Annotated in this window: 17 protein-coding genes and 1 other RNA gene; all 18 read left to right on the plus strand. The window is 29.0% G+C overall.

The window, feature by feature from the left end; translation table 11 throughout:
- The 18 genes from cydB (at position 1) to msrA (ending at position 16,279) form a co-directional block, all read left to right on the plus strand.
- Entirely contained in the window at positions 1 to 1,029 is a 1,029-nt protein-coding gene (gene cydB / locus FOC48_RS02900) for a cytochrome d ubiquinol oxidase subunit II (protein ID WP_003146292.1), read from the plus strand.
- Between the two features lie 53 nt (positions 1,030 to 1,082).
- The gene (cydD, locus tag FOC48_RS02905; RefSeq protein WP_003146291.1) at positions 1,083 to 2,747 is read left to right on the plus strand and encodes a thiol reductant ABC exporter subunit CydD; all 1,665 of its coding nucleotides are present in this window, start codon (positions 1,083 to 1,085) and stop codon (positions 2,745 to 2,747) included.
- Entirely contained in the window at positions 2,737 to 4,470 is a 1,734-nt protein-coding gene (cydC, locus tag FOC48_RS02910; RefSeq protein WP_003146290.1) for a thiol reductant ABC exporter subunit CydC, read from the plus strand. Before cydD ends, cydC begins: the two co-directional genes overlap by 11 nt.
- A gap of 170 nt (positions 4,471 to 4,640) precedes the next feature.
- Positions 4,641 to 5,423 carry a DUF4037 domain-containing protein gene (locus tag FOC48_RS02915; protein ID WP_003146288.1) on the plus strand — a complete coding sequence of 261 codons (783 nt, stop codon included), beginning with the start codon at positions 4,641 to 4,643 and terminating at the stop codon, positions 5,421 to 5,423.
- Positions 5,424 to 5,699: 276 nt separating this feature from the next.
- A complete protein-coding gene (gene uvrA / locus FOC48_RS02920) occupies positions 5,700 to 8,528 on the plus strand; it encodes an excinuclease ABC subunit UvrA (protein WP_003146286.1) in 2,829 nt (942 codons plus the stop codon).
- Positions 8,529 to 8,707: 179 nt separating this feature from the next.
- Positions 8,708 to 8,891, plus strand: a non-coding RNA gene (ssrS, locus tag FOC48_RS02925) — 6S RNA.
- Positions 8,892 to 8,955: 64 nt separating this feature from the next.
- Complete coding sequence (locus FOC48_RS02930; RefSeq protein ID WP_003146284.1) at positions 8,956 to 9,723, plus strand: tRNA threonylcarbamoyladenosine dehydratase; 768 nt, start codon at positions 8,956 to 8,958, stop codon at positions 9,721 to 9,723.
- A gap of 210 nt (positions 9,724 to 9,933) precedes the next feature.
- A complete protein-coding gene (locus FOC48_RS02935; protein ID WP_003146283.1) occupies positions 9,934 to 10,296 on the plus strand; it encodes a helix-turn-helix domain-containing protein in 363 nt (120 codons plus the stop codon).
- Positions 10,297 to 10,438: 142 nt separating this feature from the next.
- The gene (gene comGA, locus FOC48_RS02940) at positions 10,439 to 11,407 is read left to right on the plus strand and encodes a competence type IV pilus ATPase ComGA (RefSeq protein ID WP_035466877.1); all 969 of its coding nucleotides are present in this window, start codon (positions 10,439 to 10,441) and stop codon (positions 11,405 to 11,407) included.
- On the plus strand, positions 11,382 to 12,428 hold the full coding sequence (gene comGB / locus FOC48_RS02945; RefSeq protein ID WP_003146281.1) for a competence type IV pilus assembly protein ComGB: 1,047 nt from the start codon (positions 11,382 to 11,384) through the stop codon (positions 12,426 to 12,428). Before comGA ends, comGB begins: the two co-directional genes overlap by 26 nt.
- A gap of 10 nt (positions 12,429 to 12,438) precedes the next feature.
- Positions 12,439 to 12,771, plus strand: a complete 333-nt coding sequence (gene comGC, locus FOC48_RS02950) for a competence type IV pilus major pilin ComGC (RefSeq protein ID WP_003146279.1) — start codon at positions 12,439 to 12,441, stop codon at positions 12,769 to 12,771.
- Complete coding sequence (locus tag FOC48_RS02955; RefSeq protein ID WP_003146278.1) at positions 12,746 to 13,186, plus strand: prepilin-type N-terminal cleavage/methylation domain-containing protein; 441 nt, start codon at positions 12,746 to 12,748, stop codon at positions 13,184 to 13,186. Before comGC ends, FOC48_RS02955 begins: the two co-directional genes overlap by 26 nt.
- 127 nt (positions 13,187 to 13,313) lie before the next feature.
- On the plus strand, positions 13,314 to 13,460 hold the full coding sequence (locus FOC48_RS09935) for a hypothetical protein (RefSeq protein ID WP_254263192.1): 147 nt from the start codon (positions 13,314 to 13,316) through the stop codon (positions 13,458 to 13,460).
- A complete protein-coding gene (locus tag FOC48_RS02965; protein WP_003146276.1) occupies positions 13,438 to 14,016 on the plus strand; it encodes a hypothetical protein in 579 nt (192 codons plus the stop codon). Before FOC48_RS09935 ends, FOC48_RS02965 begins: the two co-directional genes overlap by 23 nt.
- A gap of 3 nt (positions 14,017 to 14,019) precedes the next feature.
- Complete coding sequence (locus tag FOC48_RS02970) at positions 14,020 to 14,211, plus strand: hypothetical protein (RefSeq protein WP_035466785.1); 192 nt, start codon at positions 14,020 to 14,022, stop codon at positions 14,209 to 14,211.
- Between the two features lie 203 nt (positions 14,212 to 14,414).
- On the plus strand, positions 14,415 to 14,663 hold the full coding sequence (locus FOC48_RS02975; protein ID WP_003146275.1) for a hypothetical protein: 249 nt from the start codon (positions 14,415 to 14,417) through the stop codon (positions 14,661 to 14,663).
- Positions 14,664 to 14,667: 4 nt separating this feature from the next.
- Entirely contained in the window at positions 14,668 to 15,570 is a 903-nt protein-coding gene (locus FOC48_RS02980; RefSeq protein WP_003146274.1) for a YihY/virulence factor BrkB family protein, read from the plus strand.
- 220 nt (positions 15,571 to 15,790) lie between these two features.
- A complete protein-coding gene (msrA, locus tag FOC48_RS02985) occupies positions 15,791 to 16,279 on the plus strand; it encodes a peptide-methionine (S)-S-oxide reductase MsrA (protein WP_003146273.1) in 489 nt (162 codons plus the stop codon).
- The last annotated feature ends 76 nt before the right edge of the window (positions 16,280 to 16,355 follow it).

Genomic DNA, 16,355 nt, shown 5'->3' on the forward strand with positions numbered 1-16,355 from the left:
ATGGATTGGTCAGTAGCCTTACCAAATATTTGGTTCTTACTTATAACAATACTATTTACAGGATTCTTCGTATTAGAAGGATATGACTTCGGAGTTGGGGTACTAGCTCAAGTACTTGGTAAAAACGATGAAGATAAACGCGTTTACTTCAATACAATCGGTCCTTTCTGGGATGCAAATGAAGTATGGCTATTAACAGGTGGTGGAGCGATGTTCGCAGCGTTTCCTATCTGGTATGGTAAATTATTCAGTGGTTACTACATCGCATTCGTATTATTACTAGTTGCGTTAATTTTACGAGGCGTATCATTTGAATTTAGAGGTAAATTAGGTAATAATAGAACTTGGATTAAATCATTCGATATAGCAATGTTTGTAGGTAGCTTACTTCCTCCGATTTTATGGGGAATAGCAGTAGCTAACTTCATGACAGGAGCAAACCTTGATGCTAAGAAAAACTTAGTCGATGGTTTCTTAGGATTATTATCACCATTTACTATTCTTGGTGGAATTATGATGTTACTTCTAATGTTAGTTCACGGAGCTCAATTCTTAGCTCTTAAAACTACAGGAGAATTAAGAAATGCAGCTCGTGCGACATCTGCATTATTATTCCCATTCGCTGCAGTAGTAACATTAATATTCGCAATCTGGGCACTATTTAAAACAGATATCTTTACAACAAACTATTATGTTGGTTTAGTACTAGCTTTAGTAGCGGTAGCATTCTTTGTATTATCATTTGTTTTAAACTTCAAAGGTCGTGACTTAGGTGCGTTCTTAAGTACGTCAGGAACTTTAGCGTTCCTAACTCTAAGTGTCTTCGCTGGTATGTTCCCACGTGCTATAATAAACAGTAATGATGTTAGTCAATCATTATTTATTTATGATGCTGCTAGTGGAGTATACACACTAAGACTTATGACAATAGTTGCATTATTCCTATTGCCATTTGTTTTAGGATACCAAGTTTGGTCATATTCTATTTTTAGAAAACGACTATCTAAAGAAGATAAATTGGAGTATTAGTCAATGAAAAAAAGGAAGCAAAATTAAAACTTCCTGTTAAAAAAAGTCTTACATTGACACTATTAATATTATCAATATTTGAAGCGGCTTGTATAATTATACAAGCTGCTTTTTTAGCAAAAGCCATAGTGGGTCTTTTTGATAAAAATTTTGATAATGTTGTAAGAGATAGTGTTCTTTTTTTAATAGGTTATATATTTAGAATAGTGTTTTTACACTTACAACAATATTTTACAGAAAATCATGCAATAACATTTGAAAAAGAACTTAGAAAAAAATTGCTAACAAGTTATTTTGATTTAGGACCTGATTTTACGTCAAGAGAAGGATCAGGGAAATTAGTAACCTTAGCAATTGATGGTATTGGAAAAGTTAAACAGTATTTTGAATTGAATGTATCAAAACAAATACGTGGAGCAATAATACCAACGTTAGTAGTTATTTTTATATTTTATACAGATTATGTATCTGCATTAATGATAATATCAGTGATACCAGTTATCGTAATTTTCATGATTTTACTTGGAATTAATGCTAGAGATATGGCAAACAGACAGTATAAAAAATATAGAGCTCTCTCTAATAACTTTATTGATACAATTCGAGGAGTAGAAACTCTTAAATTCTTAGGAGTAAGTAAAAATTACTTACCAATAATGGAGAAGAAAAATAGAGAATATCGTCAAAGTACGATGAAAACACTTAGTGTAGCATTTTTAAATAGCTTCGCATTAGATTTCTTAACCACTATAGCAATCGCACTTTTAGCGGTTAGATTAGGGATATTATTATTAGATGGTAGTACAGTATTATTGCCATCATTAACAGTATTATTAATTGCACCTGAATTTTTCCTACCGATGAAACAAGCTGCAACAGATTATCATGCAACGCTTGATGGGCAAATGGCTTATGAAGATATTAATAGAATGATAATTGATAATGAGAAAAATAAATCTGAGAAATCTTCTATTGAGAGTGTGGATAGTATTGAACTAAAAAATATAGGTTTAATAAAAGATGAGAAGAAAATTCTTGATAATATAACTTTATCTATAAATAAAGGTGAAAAAATTTGTCTTGTAGGACAGAGTGGAAGTGGAAAAACTTCATTAATATCAATATTATCTGGATTTAATGAACAAAGTGAAGGTGAAATATTAATTAATGGTGAAGTTACAAATCTAAAAAATGTACACTGGTCAAATAATATTTCGTATATTTCACAGTTTCCGTATATATTCCCTGATACAATTCGTAATAACATTTTATTCTATACTGATGAAAATGTTAGTGAAGAGTACTTAAAAGAAATTAGTAAATTAGTAGGATTAGACAAATTTATTTCAACTCTTCCGCAAGGATTCGATACTAACATTGGTGAAGGTGGACAAGAGCTAAGTGGTGGACAAGCACAACGTATAGCAATTGCTAGAGCTTTAATAAGTAATAGAGAAATAATTATTCTAGACGAGCCTACTAGTCATCTAGATATTGAAACAGAGTTCGAAATTAAAGAAAAACTGCTAGAGTTATTTATAGGAAGAACAGTTATTATAGCTACACATAGACTACACTGGTTAAATAATGTAGATTATGTGTTAAATCTAGAACAAGGAAGAGTTAGTGATTTCGAGAAAGTCGTAGAATTTAAAAATTCACCTCGATTTGATCAGTTAAAAGCTAATCTAGTAGGAGGTAGCTATAGTGAAAAATAATTCAATAGTAAGAAAAGAACTTAAAAAGAATAAAGCTGTCATGAGTGGAATAATCTTCTTAGGATTAATGTCAGTTATTAGTGGAGCAGCGTTAATGTATGTATCAGGATTCTTAATTAGTAAAGCTTCATTACGTATAGGAAATATCCTAATGTTACAAGTTCCAACTGTATTAACTAGAACATTCTCACTAGCACAATCAACATTTGCTTATATCCAAAGACTAGTAAGTCATAACTTAGTTTTAGGAATTATTGAAAAAATGCGAAGTAGGGTATATAAAATTTTAGAACCTAAAGCATTAAAACTTAAGAAAGAATATAAATCTGGAGATCTACTAGGTATTATTTCAGAAGATATTGAGAATATGCAAAATATTTACTTAAAAACAATCTTCCCTAGTATTATTTCGTTAGTATTATATGTAATATTTATTACGGTAATGTTTGGTTATGATATGAATTATGCAATCTTAGCATCTTTATTTGGATTATTCATAATATTTGTAGTTCCATTTGTGTCATTAACAATCACAAGAAAAAACTTCCAAATTATGAAAGAAGCTAAATATAATTTATATCGCGATTTTACTAGTGCGATTTTCGGATTAAGTGACTGGATTTCTTCTAATAAAGTAAATAAATTTATGGATGATTATCAAGCAAAAGAAGAAAAACTTCTAAAACGTGAAAGAAAAATTAAAACATTCGTTCACTTAAGAGAAAACTTTGTAAACCTACTTGCTGGAGCTACAGCATTCTTAATGATTTATAGCTGTTGGAATATGTCGATGAATAATGTTATCGAAAATGTATATATTGCATCATTTTGTATGATGGTATTATCAGTTCTTAGTGTAGCTGTAATTACGAGTGAAGCTGTTGCTCATATACCAGGTTACGAAGTATCAATCAATCGTGTAAAAGAATTTTACGCTCAAGAAGATAATGAACAAACTGAAATAACAGTAGCTAAAAATTCTGATGGAAATATTATTGATGTTAAAAACCTTTCGTTTGAATATGAGAAAGGTAAAACAGTTTTAAACAACTTATCACTTTCAATTAAGAAAGGTGAGAAAGTAGCGATATTAGGAAGAAGTGGTGTTGGGAAATCTACATTAGTAAAATTACTAACAGGTACATATACAGATTATAAAGGAGAAATAGTTGTACTTAATAAAAAACCAACAGAAACTATGTTAGGTACAGAAATCTCACTATTAAATCAGAAACCATATCTATTTGATATGACTATTAGAGAAAATTTAAAACTTGCTCTTTTAGACGCTGGCGTAGAAGATTCTGAAATTGAAAATAAAATTAATGACAGTTTAGAAAAAGCACAATTAACTAAACTACTGCAAAGTTTACCAGACGGAATAGATACTAATGTATTCGAAACTGGAAGTAGATTTTCTGGTGGAGAGCGTCAACGTATAGCTTTTGCCAGAAGTATAATTCAAAATAATGAATTATTACTACTAGATGAGCCAACAGTAGGTTTAGATCCAAAAACAGAACATGAATTATTAACTACGATTTTTGAATCTAGTAAAGATAAAACAATCGTATGGATTACCCACCATTTAAACTCTATCGAATATATGGATAGAATAATTTTCATTAAAGATGGAGAAATTGAAATGGATGGAACTCATAGTGAGCTATACGCAACAAATGACAAGTATAGAAAACTTTATGATATGGATAATATTGCATAATATTATTTGAAAAATTACGTTAATACTATGAATTAAGATGAAAGCTATGCTCTATTTAAGGGCATAGTTTTTTTATTTTATAAAAGTATAAAATAGGTATATATACATGTATAGATATATGTTAGAATATTATGTAATAGGGATTATATCAAATTTGAAAGGATAATAAAATGATAGTATTTGATAAACTTTGGCTTGAATTTACTAAATTCCCTGAGGTAACAGCAATAGTATTAGGGGGCTCTAGAAGTGGTAATAACTTTGATAAAAGTTCCGATTATGACCTCTATATTTATTGTACAAGCATACCTGATAAGGATTCTAGGAAACTAATTTTAGATAAATATTGTTCTTATATTGAATTAAATAATCAATTTTGGGAAGTTGAAGATGATTGTACTTTGTCTGACGGGATAGATATAGATATAATTTATAGAAATATTGATGAATTTGAGAAAAATATAGTAAATGTTGTGGAAAAACATCATGCTGGTAATGGATATACAAAGTGTTTTTGGTATAATTTGAAAAATAGTAAAGTTCTTTATGATCCATATAAAGAATTTCATAAAATACAAGAAAGATTTTCAGTTCCATTTCCTAAGGAGTTAAAAGAAAATATTATTTCAAAAAATCTTCGTTTATTAACGGGGAACTTACCTTCTTATGATAAACAGATTCTAAAAGCATTTAGACGCGGGGATTTTGTTAGTGTGAATCACCGTATTGCTGCATTTATAGAATCCTATTTTGATATTATCTTTGCGGTAAATGAACTTACTCATCCTGGAGAAAAAAGAATGATATCGTACGCTAAAGAGCACGCTAAAATTCTTCCTAAGGATTTTGAAGAAAATATAAATGAATTATTAAATAGTATAGGAAGTACTTTAGAAGATGTGGAAAATAGCTTGAAAAATATTATAGAAAATTTAAAAGAAATTTTATCATAGATTTATTGTATAAATTTGAAAGGATATATTGATTGAATGATAGATCAATTCTATATATGATAAATCATATGATTGTATTTTATCAATTCAAAAATAAATTTATAGAATTTAAAAGTTTTGAAATTATTATTCAGAACTTTCTTTTTTAATATTCAATTACATTTATGATATAATAAGGAAGTTAATGTAAAATTAAATGAGTCTAAAAAAATAGGACACAAAATTGATTTTACAATGAATAATAAAATTTGATAGTATAGAAACATTGAGGTATGTATGCAAAAGAAAAATAAAATAATAATACAAGGAGCAAGAGAAAATAATCTAAAGAATATAGATTTAGAGATTCCACGCGATCAGTTTGTTGTTATTACTGGTCTAAGTGGTAGTGGAAAAAGTTCACTTGCATTTGATACTATATATGCAGAGGGCCAACGTCGATATGTAGAAAGTCTTAGCGCCTATGCGAGACAGTTTCTTGGAAATTTAGAGAAACCAGATGTTGATCTTATAGAAGGATTATCACCAGCTATATCAATAAACCAAAAGACAACATCGAAAAATCCAAGATCGACAGTTGCGACAGTAACGGAAATCTACGATTATCTACGTCTCCTTTATGCAAGAATAGGAGAAATTTATTGTCCAAATCATCATGAAAAGATAGAAAGTAGTTCTATAAGCCAAATTGTAGATGCAATTATGCAGATGCAAGAACGTAGCAGAATACAAATCGTAGCACCTATTGTAAAAGACAAAAAAGGTACACACAAGAAATTAATAGATAAATTAATAAAAGACGGATACATTCGCTTTAAAATAGATGATGAACTATTTGAAGTGGGTGATCTTCCAGAATTAGATAAGAATAAAAAACATTCTATTAGTGTTATTATAGATAGAATAGTAATCAAAGAAGGAATTGAAACTCGTTTAGCAGATTCATTAGAAACTTCATTAAATCTATCTAACAATGATTTAGTAGAAGTAGATGATGTGAAAGAAGAAACTACACAGTTATTCTCGACAAAATATAGTTGTAAACATTGTGATTTCACATTAGGTGATTTAGAACCACGTATCTTTTCATTTAACAACCCTCAAGGAGCTTGTCCTGAATGTGATGGGCTAGGGATGCACGAAACTGTTGATATTAATAAAATTATTGATAAAGACCTGTCGATAAATGAAGGTGCGATTCTAGTTTATAATAATGCAACATCTACATATTATCCAAGTCTAATAAAATGTGCATGTGAACACTTCGGAATAGATATGGATACTCCATTTAAAGATTTGAAAGATGAACAACAACAAATTATTTTATACGGAAACGATCAAGAGGAAATCACTCATAAATATATTAATGATGAAGGTATTCAACGTTCGCGCATAGTATATTTTGAAGGTGTAGCGAATAACATCCTTAGACGTTATAAATCAGGAATGACTAGAGCGACTAGAGAAGCGATGGCTAAGTATATTAAGGAAGACTCATGTCGTAGCTGTAAAGGTCAACGTTTAAAACCAGAGATATTATCGGTTTATGTTGCTGGGAAAAACATCGCAGAAATTTGTGAGATGTCTATCAAAGATAGCTATGAATTTTTCCAAAATATAAAATTAAGTGAAAAAGATTATGCAATAGCAAAATTAGTACTTAAAGAAATTAAATCAAGATTACAGTTTTTAAATGATGTTGGTCTAGATTATTTAACATTGGATAGATCTTCAGGAACATTGTCAGGAGGAGAAGCTCAGCGTATTCGATTAGCGACTCAAATTGGTTCGAAACTGATGGGGGTTACTTACATACTAGATGAGCCATCAATTGGATTACACCAAAGAGATAATGAAAAACTAATTAATACTATGTTATCTATGAGAGATTTAGGAAATACAGTATTAGTAGTTGAACATGATGAAGATACGATGATGGCTTGTGACTATATTGTTGACATTGGTCCTAAAGCTGGTGAACATGGTGGTCAAGTAGTGGCAGTTGGAACACCAGAAGAAATTATGGCTAATGAAAACTCTATAACAGGTGCATATTTATCAGGACGTAAAAAAATACCAGTACCGACTGAAAGAAGAGAAGGTAATGGAGAAAATATAGTTATTAAAAAAGCAAGAAAAAATAATTTGAAAGACGTTAATGTGAAGTTCCCACTTGGTAAATTTATTGGAGTTACAGGAGTATCAGGAAGTGGGAAATCAACGTTAGTTAATGAGATATTGTTTAACTCTGTAAAAAATGTTCATAATAAAGAAGAAATTGATACTACAGTAGTAAAATCGGTAGAAGGAATTGATGGTAATATTGATAAAATTATTGATATAGACCAAAGTCCTATCGGAAGAACCCCACGAAGTAACCCAGCAACTTATACTGGTGTATTCGATGATATACGAGATTTATACGCTAGTACAAATGAAGCAAAACTACGAGGATACAAAAAAGGACGATTCAGTTTTAATGTTAAAGGTGGTCGTTGTGAAGCTTGTAGTGGTGATGGAATATTAAAAATAGAAATGCACTTCTTACCAGATGTTTACGTGCCGTGTGAAGTATGTAAAGGAAAACGTTATAACAGAGAAACATTAGAAGTTAAATATAAAGGTAAGAGTATAAGTGATGTACTAGATATGACAATAAAAGAAGCTTATGAGTTCTTTGAAAACATTCCAAAAATAAAAAATAAACTTGAGACACTTGTTCATGTAGGACTTGATTATATAAGATTAGGTCAAAGTGCGACAACCTTGTCAGGAGGAGAAGCTCAAAGGGTTAAACTAGCGAGTGAACTTTATAAAAAATCTACAGGAAAAACACTATACATTCTAGATGAACCTACAACTGGATTGCATATTGATGATATTAGTCGATTAATCAAAATAATAGATAAATTAGTTGATGGTGGAAATACTGTTGTAGTTATTGAACATAATCTAGATGTTATTAAATGCTGTGACCACTTAATAGACCTTGGTCCAGAAGGTGGAGTAGGAGGAGGAACAATTCTAGCAGAATGTACTCCAGAAAAATTAATAAAAAACAATGAAAGTTATACAGGAAAGTTTCTGAAAAAACTTTTAAATTAATATAAACACATTAAATAAAATAAGTCTAAAACAAATTAATATTAGAAAAATATTTTTGTTAATTTTTCATTATGAAAACCTTTTAAAAATAAGGTTTTATAAAAAAATACACAAAACAAACACATGATTATACAAATTTTGAGGTTGTTTTACAAGTTTAACTGTGGTAAAATATAAATATAAAACTAAAGCGCTTGTATGACTTACCTCACATTCGGGCCTAACACTTTTTGAACGGGAACGAAAATCGCTTATCAGTATAAAATGCTTCCTTTGAGAAGACTTTAGAACGTAAGGCTATCGTGCCCACCTGATTATATCAGGACCAATTTAGGTAAGAATCTACGGCGTTTTGGTTTTTTTTAGACTGGTTATTCTAATTTCCAGTCTTTTTATTATTTGATTTTAGAAGAATATGGAGAATAAAATGTTACATCAATTTTCAAGAAATGAATTAGTAATAGGAACTGAAGGTTTAGAAATATTAAAAAATAAAAGAGTAGGAATACTAGGTATAGGAGGAGTAGGATCATTTGCGGCTGAGTCATTAGCCCGTTCTGGAGTTGGTTCATTGGTATTAATGGATAAAGATAATATTGATATTACAAACGTTAATAGACAAATTCATGCAACAACAGAAACAGTGGGTCACAGTAAAGTAGAAGAGATGAAAAAAAGAATTTTAGCTATTAATCCTGAGTGTGAAATTATAGCTATTCAAGACTTTTACACAGAAGATACTTATCCTGTCTTTTATGAGAAACCACTTGATTTCGTAATAGATGCATGTGATACGGTGACGTTTAAAATACATTTAATAAAATATTGTTTAGCTCACAATATACCAGTAATTAGTGTGATGGGTTCTGCAAATAAAATAGATCCAACAAAATTCCAAATTGCTGATATTAGTAAAACTACTGTTTGTCCTTTAGCAAAAGTAATAAGAACAAAACTAAAAAAAGAGAGAGTTCGTGGAAAAGTACCTGTAGTATTTTCTACAGAAAGTCCAACAATTGCGAATAAAGAATACCTAGAAAAAATTGGGAAACAAGATTCAGAAATACGTAAAGCTAAGATACCACCAGCTTCTAACGCATTTTGTCCATCAGTAGCTGGCCTTATAGCAGCTAATTATGTTTATACAACTTTATTAAAAAATATAAAAATATTAACTGTTGAAAAACCTGTTTAAAGAATGAAAACAACGCTAATTATAGCGTTGTTTTATTTTTTCTCAAGGTTGACATATCAGAGTTTATACTAATTTTTCTGTAAAAATTACACATAATTTGCAAACAGTATTTTATATTAGTATGAAAAAAAGGTTCGAAAATTTATAATTTAATTTGATTTTTTATAAAAAAAAAGGTATAATAGTTATAGATGAGAAAGGAGGATTACTTTGAAGAATAAAGGAACATTACTGGCACAAAACTTGAAAAAACTTCGAAAAATGAACAATTACTCTATGTCAACTGTAGCAGATAAACTAGAGTTATCATCTCATGGTGTTTATGCTAACTGGGAATACGGTCGAAACGAACCTAATGTAGCGACACTAGTATCTATTGCAAAACTGTATAACGTTTCAATAGACGAACTTGTGGGGTATAAAACAGAAAAAGGGGAACCAGATGAGTTGGTAGATACTCACTTTGAAGTAATTGATATGATTAAGTCACTTGATAGTGAAGATTGTAAATTAGTAGAAGAAGTTTTGAGAAGATTTAGGGGATATTCTTTTTCTAGAAATATAAATCTATAACAGACTCAAATACTTAGGCTATAGAGTTATAATGTAGTAAGTTAAATTAATAGTTTTTAAATATAGGCTAAGTAGTGATACTTAGCCTATATTTTCCTTTTCTTTAGGAAATGGGGTGATAGCTATTGATGTAAAGCTTTTAATGAATCGTATAATTAACGAATCAATAGAAAAAAGAGCCAGTGATATCCATATATACCCGCATATATCAGGGGATTCCTTTATACAACTCAGAGTGAATGGACACCTGAGTAAATATGAAAAATTTACTAACAGGGAGATTGAACAGATAATATCTTTGTTGAAATATAATGCCAACATAGATATTTCAAGAAATAAAGAACCTCAAAGTGGTCGTTTCGTTTATAACTATAACGAAAAAGATTATTTTTTACGCGTTTCTACCTTGCCGTTAAGTGAACTTAATGAAGGATGTGTAGTGAGGATTTTTATTAATGAATTAGAAGATGTTGATTACAGTATCTTCGAGGAAGATAATGAATTTATATATAATCTTTCTAAAAGAGCCTATGGTTTGATACTATTTTCAGGACCAACAGGAAGTGGAAAATCAACATCAATGTATAAACTAGCTAGCGAATTAGCTAGTAGGGATAAACAGATAATTACCGTGGAAGATCCTGTAGAGAAAAACATACCGACTTTAATACAAATGCAAGTGAACGAAAAAGCTGGAATAAATTATGACAATGCTTTAAAATCAATCTTACGATGCGATCCAGATGCAATGGTAATCGGTGAAATAAGAGATTTTAAAACAGCAAGTCAAGTAATTACTTCATCATTTTCTGGACATTTAGTATTAAGTACAATTCATGCAGAAAATTCTATCGGTGTAATTAATCGATTGAAAGATTTAAACCTGTCATTAGAAGATATTAAGCAGACCATAATTTGTATAATTTCTCAAAGATTGGTCAACTTAACAAATGGAAAAAGAGGATTAGTAACCGAAATATTGAAAAAAGAAGATATTTATGATTATATAGATAATAATAAGATTATAGCAAACTCTTTAGAGCAAAAATTTCAATTAGCATGTGAGAAGGGGTTAATCACTACTGATGAAAAAGAAAAATGGGGATATTAAAAAAGCTCTAGATAAAGAGAATAAAATATATTTTATAAAACGTCTATATGAATTAATTGATCATGGATATATGCTAGAGGATTCTTTAGAATTTTTACTTATTCAATATGAAGTTGCTGATGACGAGATTAAAAAGATAAAAGAAAAACTCTCTAACGGAAGTAAATTATCCGATATATTGGGATATCTTGGTTATTCACAACTAATTGTTAGTAAAATAAAATTTGCTGAAGATTACGGTCGAATAGAAGATATGTTACTTGAAGTTGAAACATATCTAAAAATAAAAAAAATACAACAAGAAAAGGTAATAAAAACTTTACGATACCCACTATTTTTAACACTCACATTAATTTGCCTTATTATGGTCTTTAATGCGCTAGTAATTCCACAATTTGAGAACATCTATACTTCATCTAATATTAAGATGGATCTCCAAACTATTATATTAATCAAATCACTATATTACATTCCAAAAATTATTTCAATTATTTTTTTACTTATACTAATATGTATAGGATACACCTTTTATACAATTAAATATAAACCAAATCTATTTTTAAAATCTCTTTTATACATTCCTAAAGTAAGGAACTATTCTAAATTATATTTTTCTTACAGATTTTCTATGGAATTAAGTTTATTTCTTATGAGCGGATTTTCGTTAAAGACAGCTTTAGAAGTCATGGTTGAAGAAGACTATGATTATTACTTAACGCTCTTTTCTAAAGATATTTTAAATGAGTTAGATCAAGGTATAGGCTTCGAGGATGCAATCGGAAAGATTAAATACTTTGATAAATCTATGAGAAAATTTGTAAGCCATGGAAAAAATAATGGTTTGATTGACAAAGAATTAAAACTATTTAGTGAACTGATGCTAGATACTTTTCTAACATCGTTAGATAAAAACTTGAAAAAATTACAACCTATTTTATTTGGTATTTTAGCCGTAGTTATTGTCGGATTATACATGGTTATTCTTTTACCGATATTTAATATGGCTAGCTCTCTTAAATAAGGAGGAATATATGGAAAATATTATTAAAAAGTTCAAAAACAAAGATGGATTCACATTGATTGAAATGTTAATCGTTTTGTTTATAATTGCAATACTTCTAATTCTTATAATCCCTAATATTACTAAGAATATAGATACTGCAAAAGATAAAAGCTCTGAAGCTTATGAAAAAACGGTTCAATCCCAAGTAACAGCTTATGAAATCAATGAAAAAGACAAAGATGTTACTTTCGAAAAACTAGTGGAAAAACATTATTTAGATGGCCCAGCAGACAAAGCTAGTACAGCACCAAATGGTAAAAAAATAGTAATAGCTAATGGTAAAGCGACATTACAAAAATAGGCAGGGCTTCAGTTTAGTAGAAATGTTAGCTGTATTAATGATAGTAAGTATCATAGTAATAATATTATCAAGAATATCTATAAACACCTATGAAAAATATCAAGAAAGATTAGCGGTTAATGAATTAGTTTCAGAGATATACAATGTGCAAACGCGAAGTTTGAATGAAAGAAGAACATTTATCATTTTTTTTGTGAACGATGATAAGTACGATACATTTTATGATGATCATGAGCATTGGAAAAAAATTAAAAGAGTAGGAAAACCAAAGTTAGGAGGAGCCTCGGTTACATTTGAATACAGAAAGGGGAATCTAGTGTCTAAGGCAAATACTGTAGATGTACAGTTTGATAATAGTAGATATAGAATTATTGTTCATTTAGATACTGGATACATAACACTAGATGAAGTATAACAAAGAAGCTTTCACCTTTGTTGAAATGATAGGGGCACTATTTATATGCTCATTATTATTCGTGTTTTTGGTTCCGAATATGGTTCGCCAATACTCAAATCTAAATAAGATAGAAAAAGAATTAGAAATGAAGGAAATATTATATGAGGAAATTTGTAGTCATTACAAAAATCACATGTTCACAGTAATACGAGGTGACTATTACATAAGTGTAGATGAAAAATCAGCTAGAATAGAGGATGAACATACTGGTGAAAAAATTAGCTATAGTTAAGAACAAAAAAGGATTTACATTTCTAGAATTAACTGTATCACTGTTTCTATTAATAATTTTGACACTACTACTTATGTTAATTATACAAACAACTATGATGACTTCAAAAAGATTTCTAGATTATTCTAATTACGAATATGCACTTGCTCATAAAAAAATATTAGAAACGTATAACAATAGCGCTAAAGTCTATCAAGAAAGTAATTACATCATAATGAAAAGTAAAGATGATGTAGAAGATGTAAGAATTAACTTTAGAGGTGGCAGGATATATATAGATAAGTTCAAAGATTCCAATAACTTTGCAGGATATATTCTTGTGTTAAAAAATATGAAGAGTTATACATTATCACAAGAAAATGACATTATACATGTTTCAATTGTTGATAAAAGTGATCACGAACGAGAGATGTATTTGAAAGTCAAAGATGAAAAAACTGACAAAGAGAAAGAAAAAGAAAAGAAAGAAAAAGAAGAAAAGGCTAAAGAGGAAAAAGAAAATAAGAATAAAGAGGAAGAACATGATCATAATGAACACGAGAAGGAAGGTGAGTAAACTATGAAATTTAAAACAAATCATAAAAAAGCTAATGCCATAGTCGCCTCACTTTTAGTAACCTTGTTAGTAATAACAGTCCTCTTTAGTATTATAGGAATATACATAAATAAAATGTATAGTTTGAAAAATTTGAACGATTATTATGATAAGAAAATAGTACAGCAACTTCAAGAAAACAACAAATCTAAATAATATTGAGGCATCCTAATCTCGAATAATGAGGTTAGGATGTTTTGTGTTTATATGTTAATTGATTTCTAGAAGAGTGAGATATGGTTTAATGTAGATCAATTAGTGTCATAGAAAATTATAATATTTGTTGCTTTGTTTAAGTAAATGGTTTAAAATATTATTATATTGTCAAAAATTTAAAATTAAATTTTAAGGAGATTTTAATGGGTAAAAAATTATTGTTAGGACTAGTAGGTGCTGGAGCATTAGCAGCTACTGTATTTCATAAAAAAGAAAATCTTAGTTCAGAAGAACGTGCAAAAGTAGAAGAAGCTAAAAAGTATTTAGAAGAAAAAGGATATGTTGTAACAGGAAAATCTAAGTTTCCTGTTGGAGGTTTAAACATACTTTCAGTATCTTCATTACCAATGTATTATAAAGCTGTAAAGACTGTAGCTAAATTTATTTTATAAGATTATGTTTATACCAGAAAAAAATTATTCATTTTATGATGATAATCCAAAAGGTAAATTAACAATAAAAAAATTTGTAAAAGAAATGTATTATCGTCTTATGTATGATGAAATATCATTACTATCTGCAAATTTAAGTTATTATTTTATTTTATCATTATTCCCTATGTTAATTGTTGCGTTAGCTTTAACACCATACTTTAAAATTGACCAACAATTTCTATTAGAGAGGATTCAAAATTTCGCCCCTGGAGATTTGGGTAACTATCTTTTTGATATGATTTCTGAAGTATTAAATAATAAGAATAATACGATTATCACCGTGGGTATTGTATTTACTTTATGGTCAGCGTCTAGTGGTATTTATGGGATTATTATTGCCTTTAATAATGCATTTAGAGTTCGAGACGGAAGAATATGGATAGTAACAAAATTAATTAGTGTAGTAATTACAGCGTTGTTTTTAGTAGGAATGTTCGTAGTTCTTGCACTAGTCGTATTTGGAAAACAACTTACATACTTATTATTCCATAAATTTAATCTAGATGAAGGTTTTTATAATTTATGGTCAGTTTTAAATTATAGTTTCCCGATATTATTTACATTTATAGTATTTGTATTTTTATATATAATGGGACCAAACTTAAAATTAAAAGCTATTAGTATTTTACCAGGTTCTATATTTGCGACAGTTTCCTGGACTTTAATAAGTAGACTATTCGGATACTACATAGATCATTTTTCTAGCTATATTAAAACATATGGAACAATCGGAGCATTTATGGCGTTTATAATTTGGTTGTATATTACAGGATATATACTAATTATCGGAGCAGAAATAAATGCAATATTTCATAATTATAGAGTTGAACATAGAGTGTTTGAAGAAACTCATACTACAGAATAGAAAATAAATAGATAAAACATATATATAATAGACAAGTACAACCTTTGCTATGTACTTGTCTTTGTTTTTGTAAAATTATATAAATACACTATGAATGTCAAATATTTGATGTAATTAGCATACAATAGAAGTGCATAATTATATTAAAAGTTAGCGTTTTATAGTATAATAATAGTTAACAAATTTTGAATTTTGACTATAGAATGTGAGGAACTAAACCATGAAAAAAGAAATATATTTAGCAGGTGGATGTTTCTGGGGAGTAGAAGGTTACTTTGCGCAACTTGATGGAGTTTTATCTACAAGAGTTGGATATAGTAATGGTCAGACTGCAGAAACTACTTATCAAAATATTAAATCTACAGATCACGCAGAAGTAATTTACTTAACATATGATAACTCAGTATTACCATTAAACGATGTATTTCGTCATTATTTTAGAATTATCGATCCAGTAAGTGTTAATAAACAAGGTGGAGACAGAGGTCGCCAATACAGAACTGGTATTTACTACGTAGATGAAGAAACAAGAGACGGAGCTGTTAAGTTTATAGAAGAACTTCAAAAGAATTATACTAAGAAAATTGCTGTAGAAGTAGAAGCGGTAAATAACTATATTGATGCTGAAGAATATCACCAAAAATACTTAGAGAAAAATCCTACAGGATACTGTCATGTAGACTTAAGTTTAGCGAAAAAAAGCTTATAATTTATTAAAATAAGTTTGAAATAATCACTAAAAAAAGGTAAAATATAATTAGGTATAAATAAGAAAATAAGGAGTT

Origin of the sequence: Gemella haemolysans (genome assembly GCF_012273215.1) — a bacterium.
Classification (GTDB): Bacteria; Bacillota; Bacilli; order Staphylococcales; family Gemellaceae; genus Gemella; species Gemella haemolysans_A.

What these genes read in the sequence shown, in the direction of transcription:
- uvrA (WP_003146286.1), top strand. Translation starts at nt 5,700, where the DNA reads ATGCAAAAGAAAAATAAAATAATAATACAAGGAGCAAGAGAAAATAAT.
- FOC48_RS02975 (WP_003146275.1), top strand. Translation starts at nt 14,415, where the DNA reads ATGGGTAAAAAATTATTGTTAGGACTAGTAGGTGCTGGAGCATTAGCA.
- comGA (WP_035466877.1), top strand. Translation starts at nt 10,439, where the DNA reads ATGAATCGTATAATTAACGAATCAATAGAAAAAAGAGCCAGTGATATC.
- FOC48_RS02970 (WP_035466785.1), top strand. Translation starts at nt 14,020, where the DNA reads ATGAAATTTAAAACAAATCATAAAAAAGCTAATGCCATAGTCGCCTCA.
- comGC (WP_003146279.1), top strand. Translation starts at nt 12,439, where the DNA reads ATGGAAAATATTATTAAAAAGTTCAAAAACAAAGATGGATTCACATTG.
- FOC48_RS02980 (WP_003146274.1), top strand. Translation starts at nt 14,668, where the DNA reads ATGTTTATACCAGAAAAAAATTATTCATTTTATGATGATAATCCAAAA.
- msrA (WP_003146273.1), top strand. Translation starts at nt 15,791, where the DNA reads ATGAAAAAAGAAATATATTTAGCAGGTGGATGTTTCTGGGGAGTAGAA.
- cydB (WP_003146292.1), top strand. Translation starts at nt 1, where the DNA reads ATGGATTGGTCAGTAGCCTTACCAAATATTTGGTTCTTACTTATAACA.
- FOC48_RS09935 (WP_254263192.1), top strand. Translation starts at nt 13,314, where the DNA reads ATGAAGGAAATATTATATGAGGAAATTTGTAGTCATTACAAAAATCAC.
- FOC48_RS02915 (WP_003146288.1), top strand. Translation starts at nt 4,641, where the DNA reads ATGATAGTATTTGATAAACTTTGGCTTGAATTTACTAAATTCCCTGAG.
- FOC48_RS02955 (WP_003146278.1), top strand. Translation starts at nt 12,746, where the DNA reads ATGGTAAAGCGACATTACAAAAATAGGCAGGGCTTCAGTTTAGTAGAA.
- comGB (WP_003146281.1), top strand. Translation starts at nt 11,382, where the DNA reads ATGAAAAAGAAAAATGGGGATATTAAAAAAGCTCTAGATAAAGAGAAT.
- FOC48_RS02930 (WP_003146284.1), top strand. Translation starts at nt 8,956, where the DNA reads ATGTTACATCAATTTTCAAGAAATGAATTAGTAATAGGAACTGAAGGT.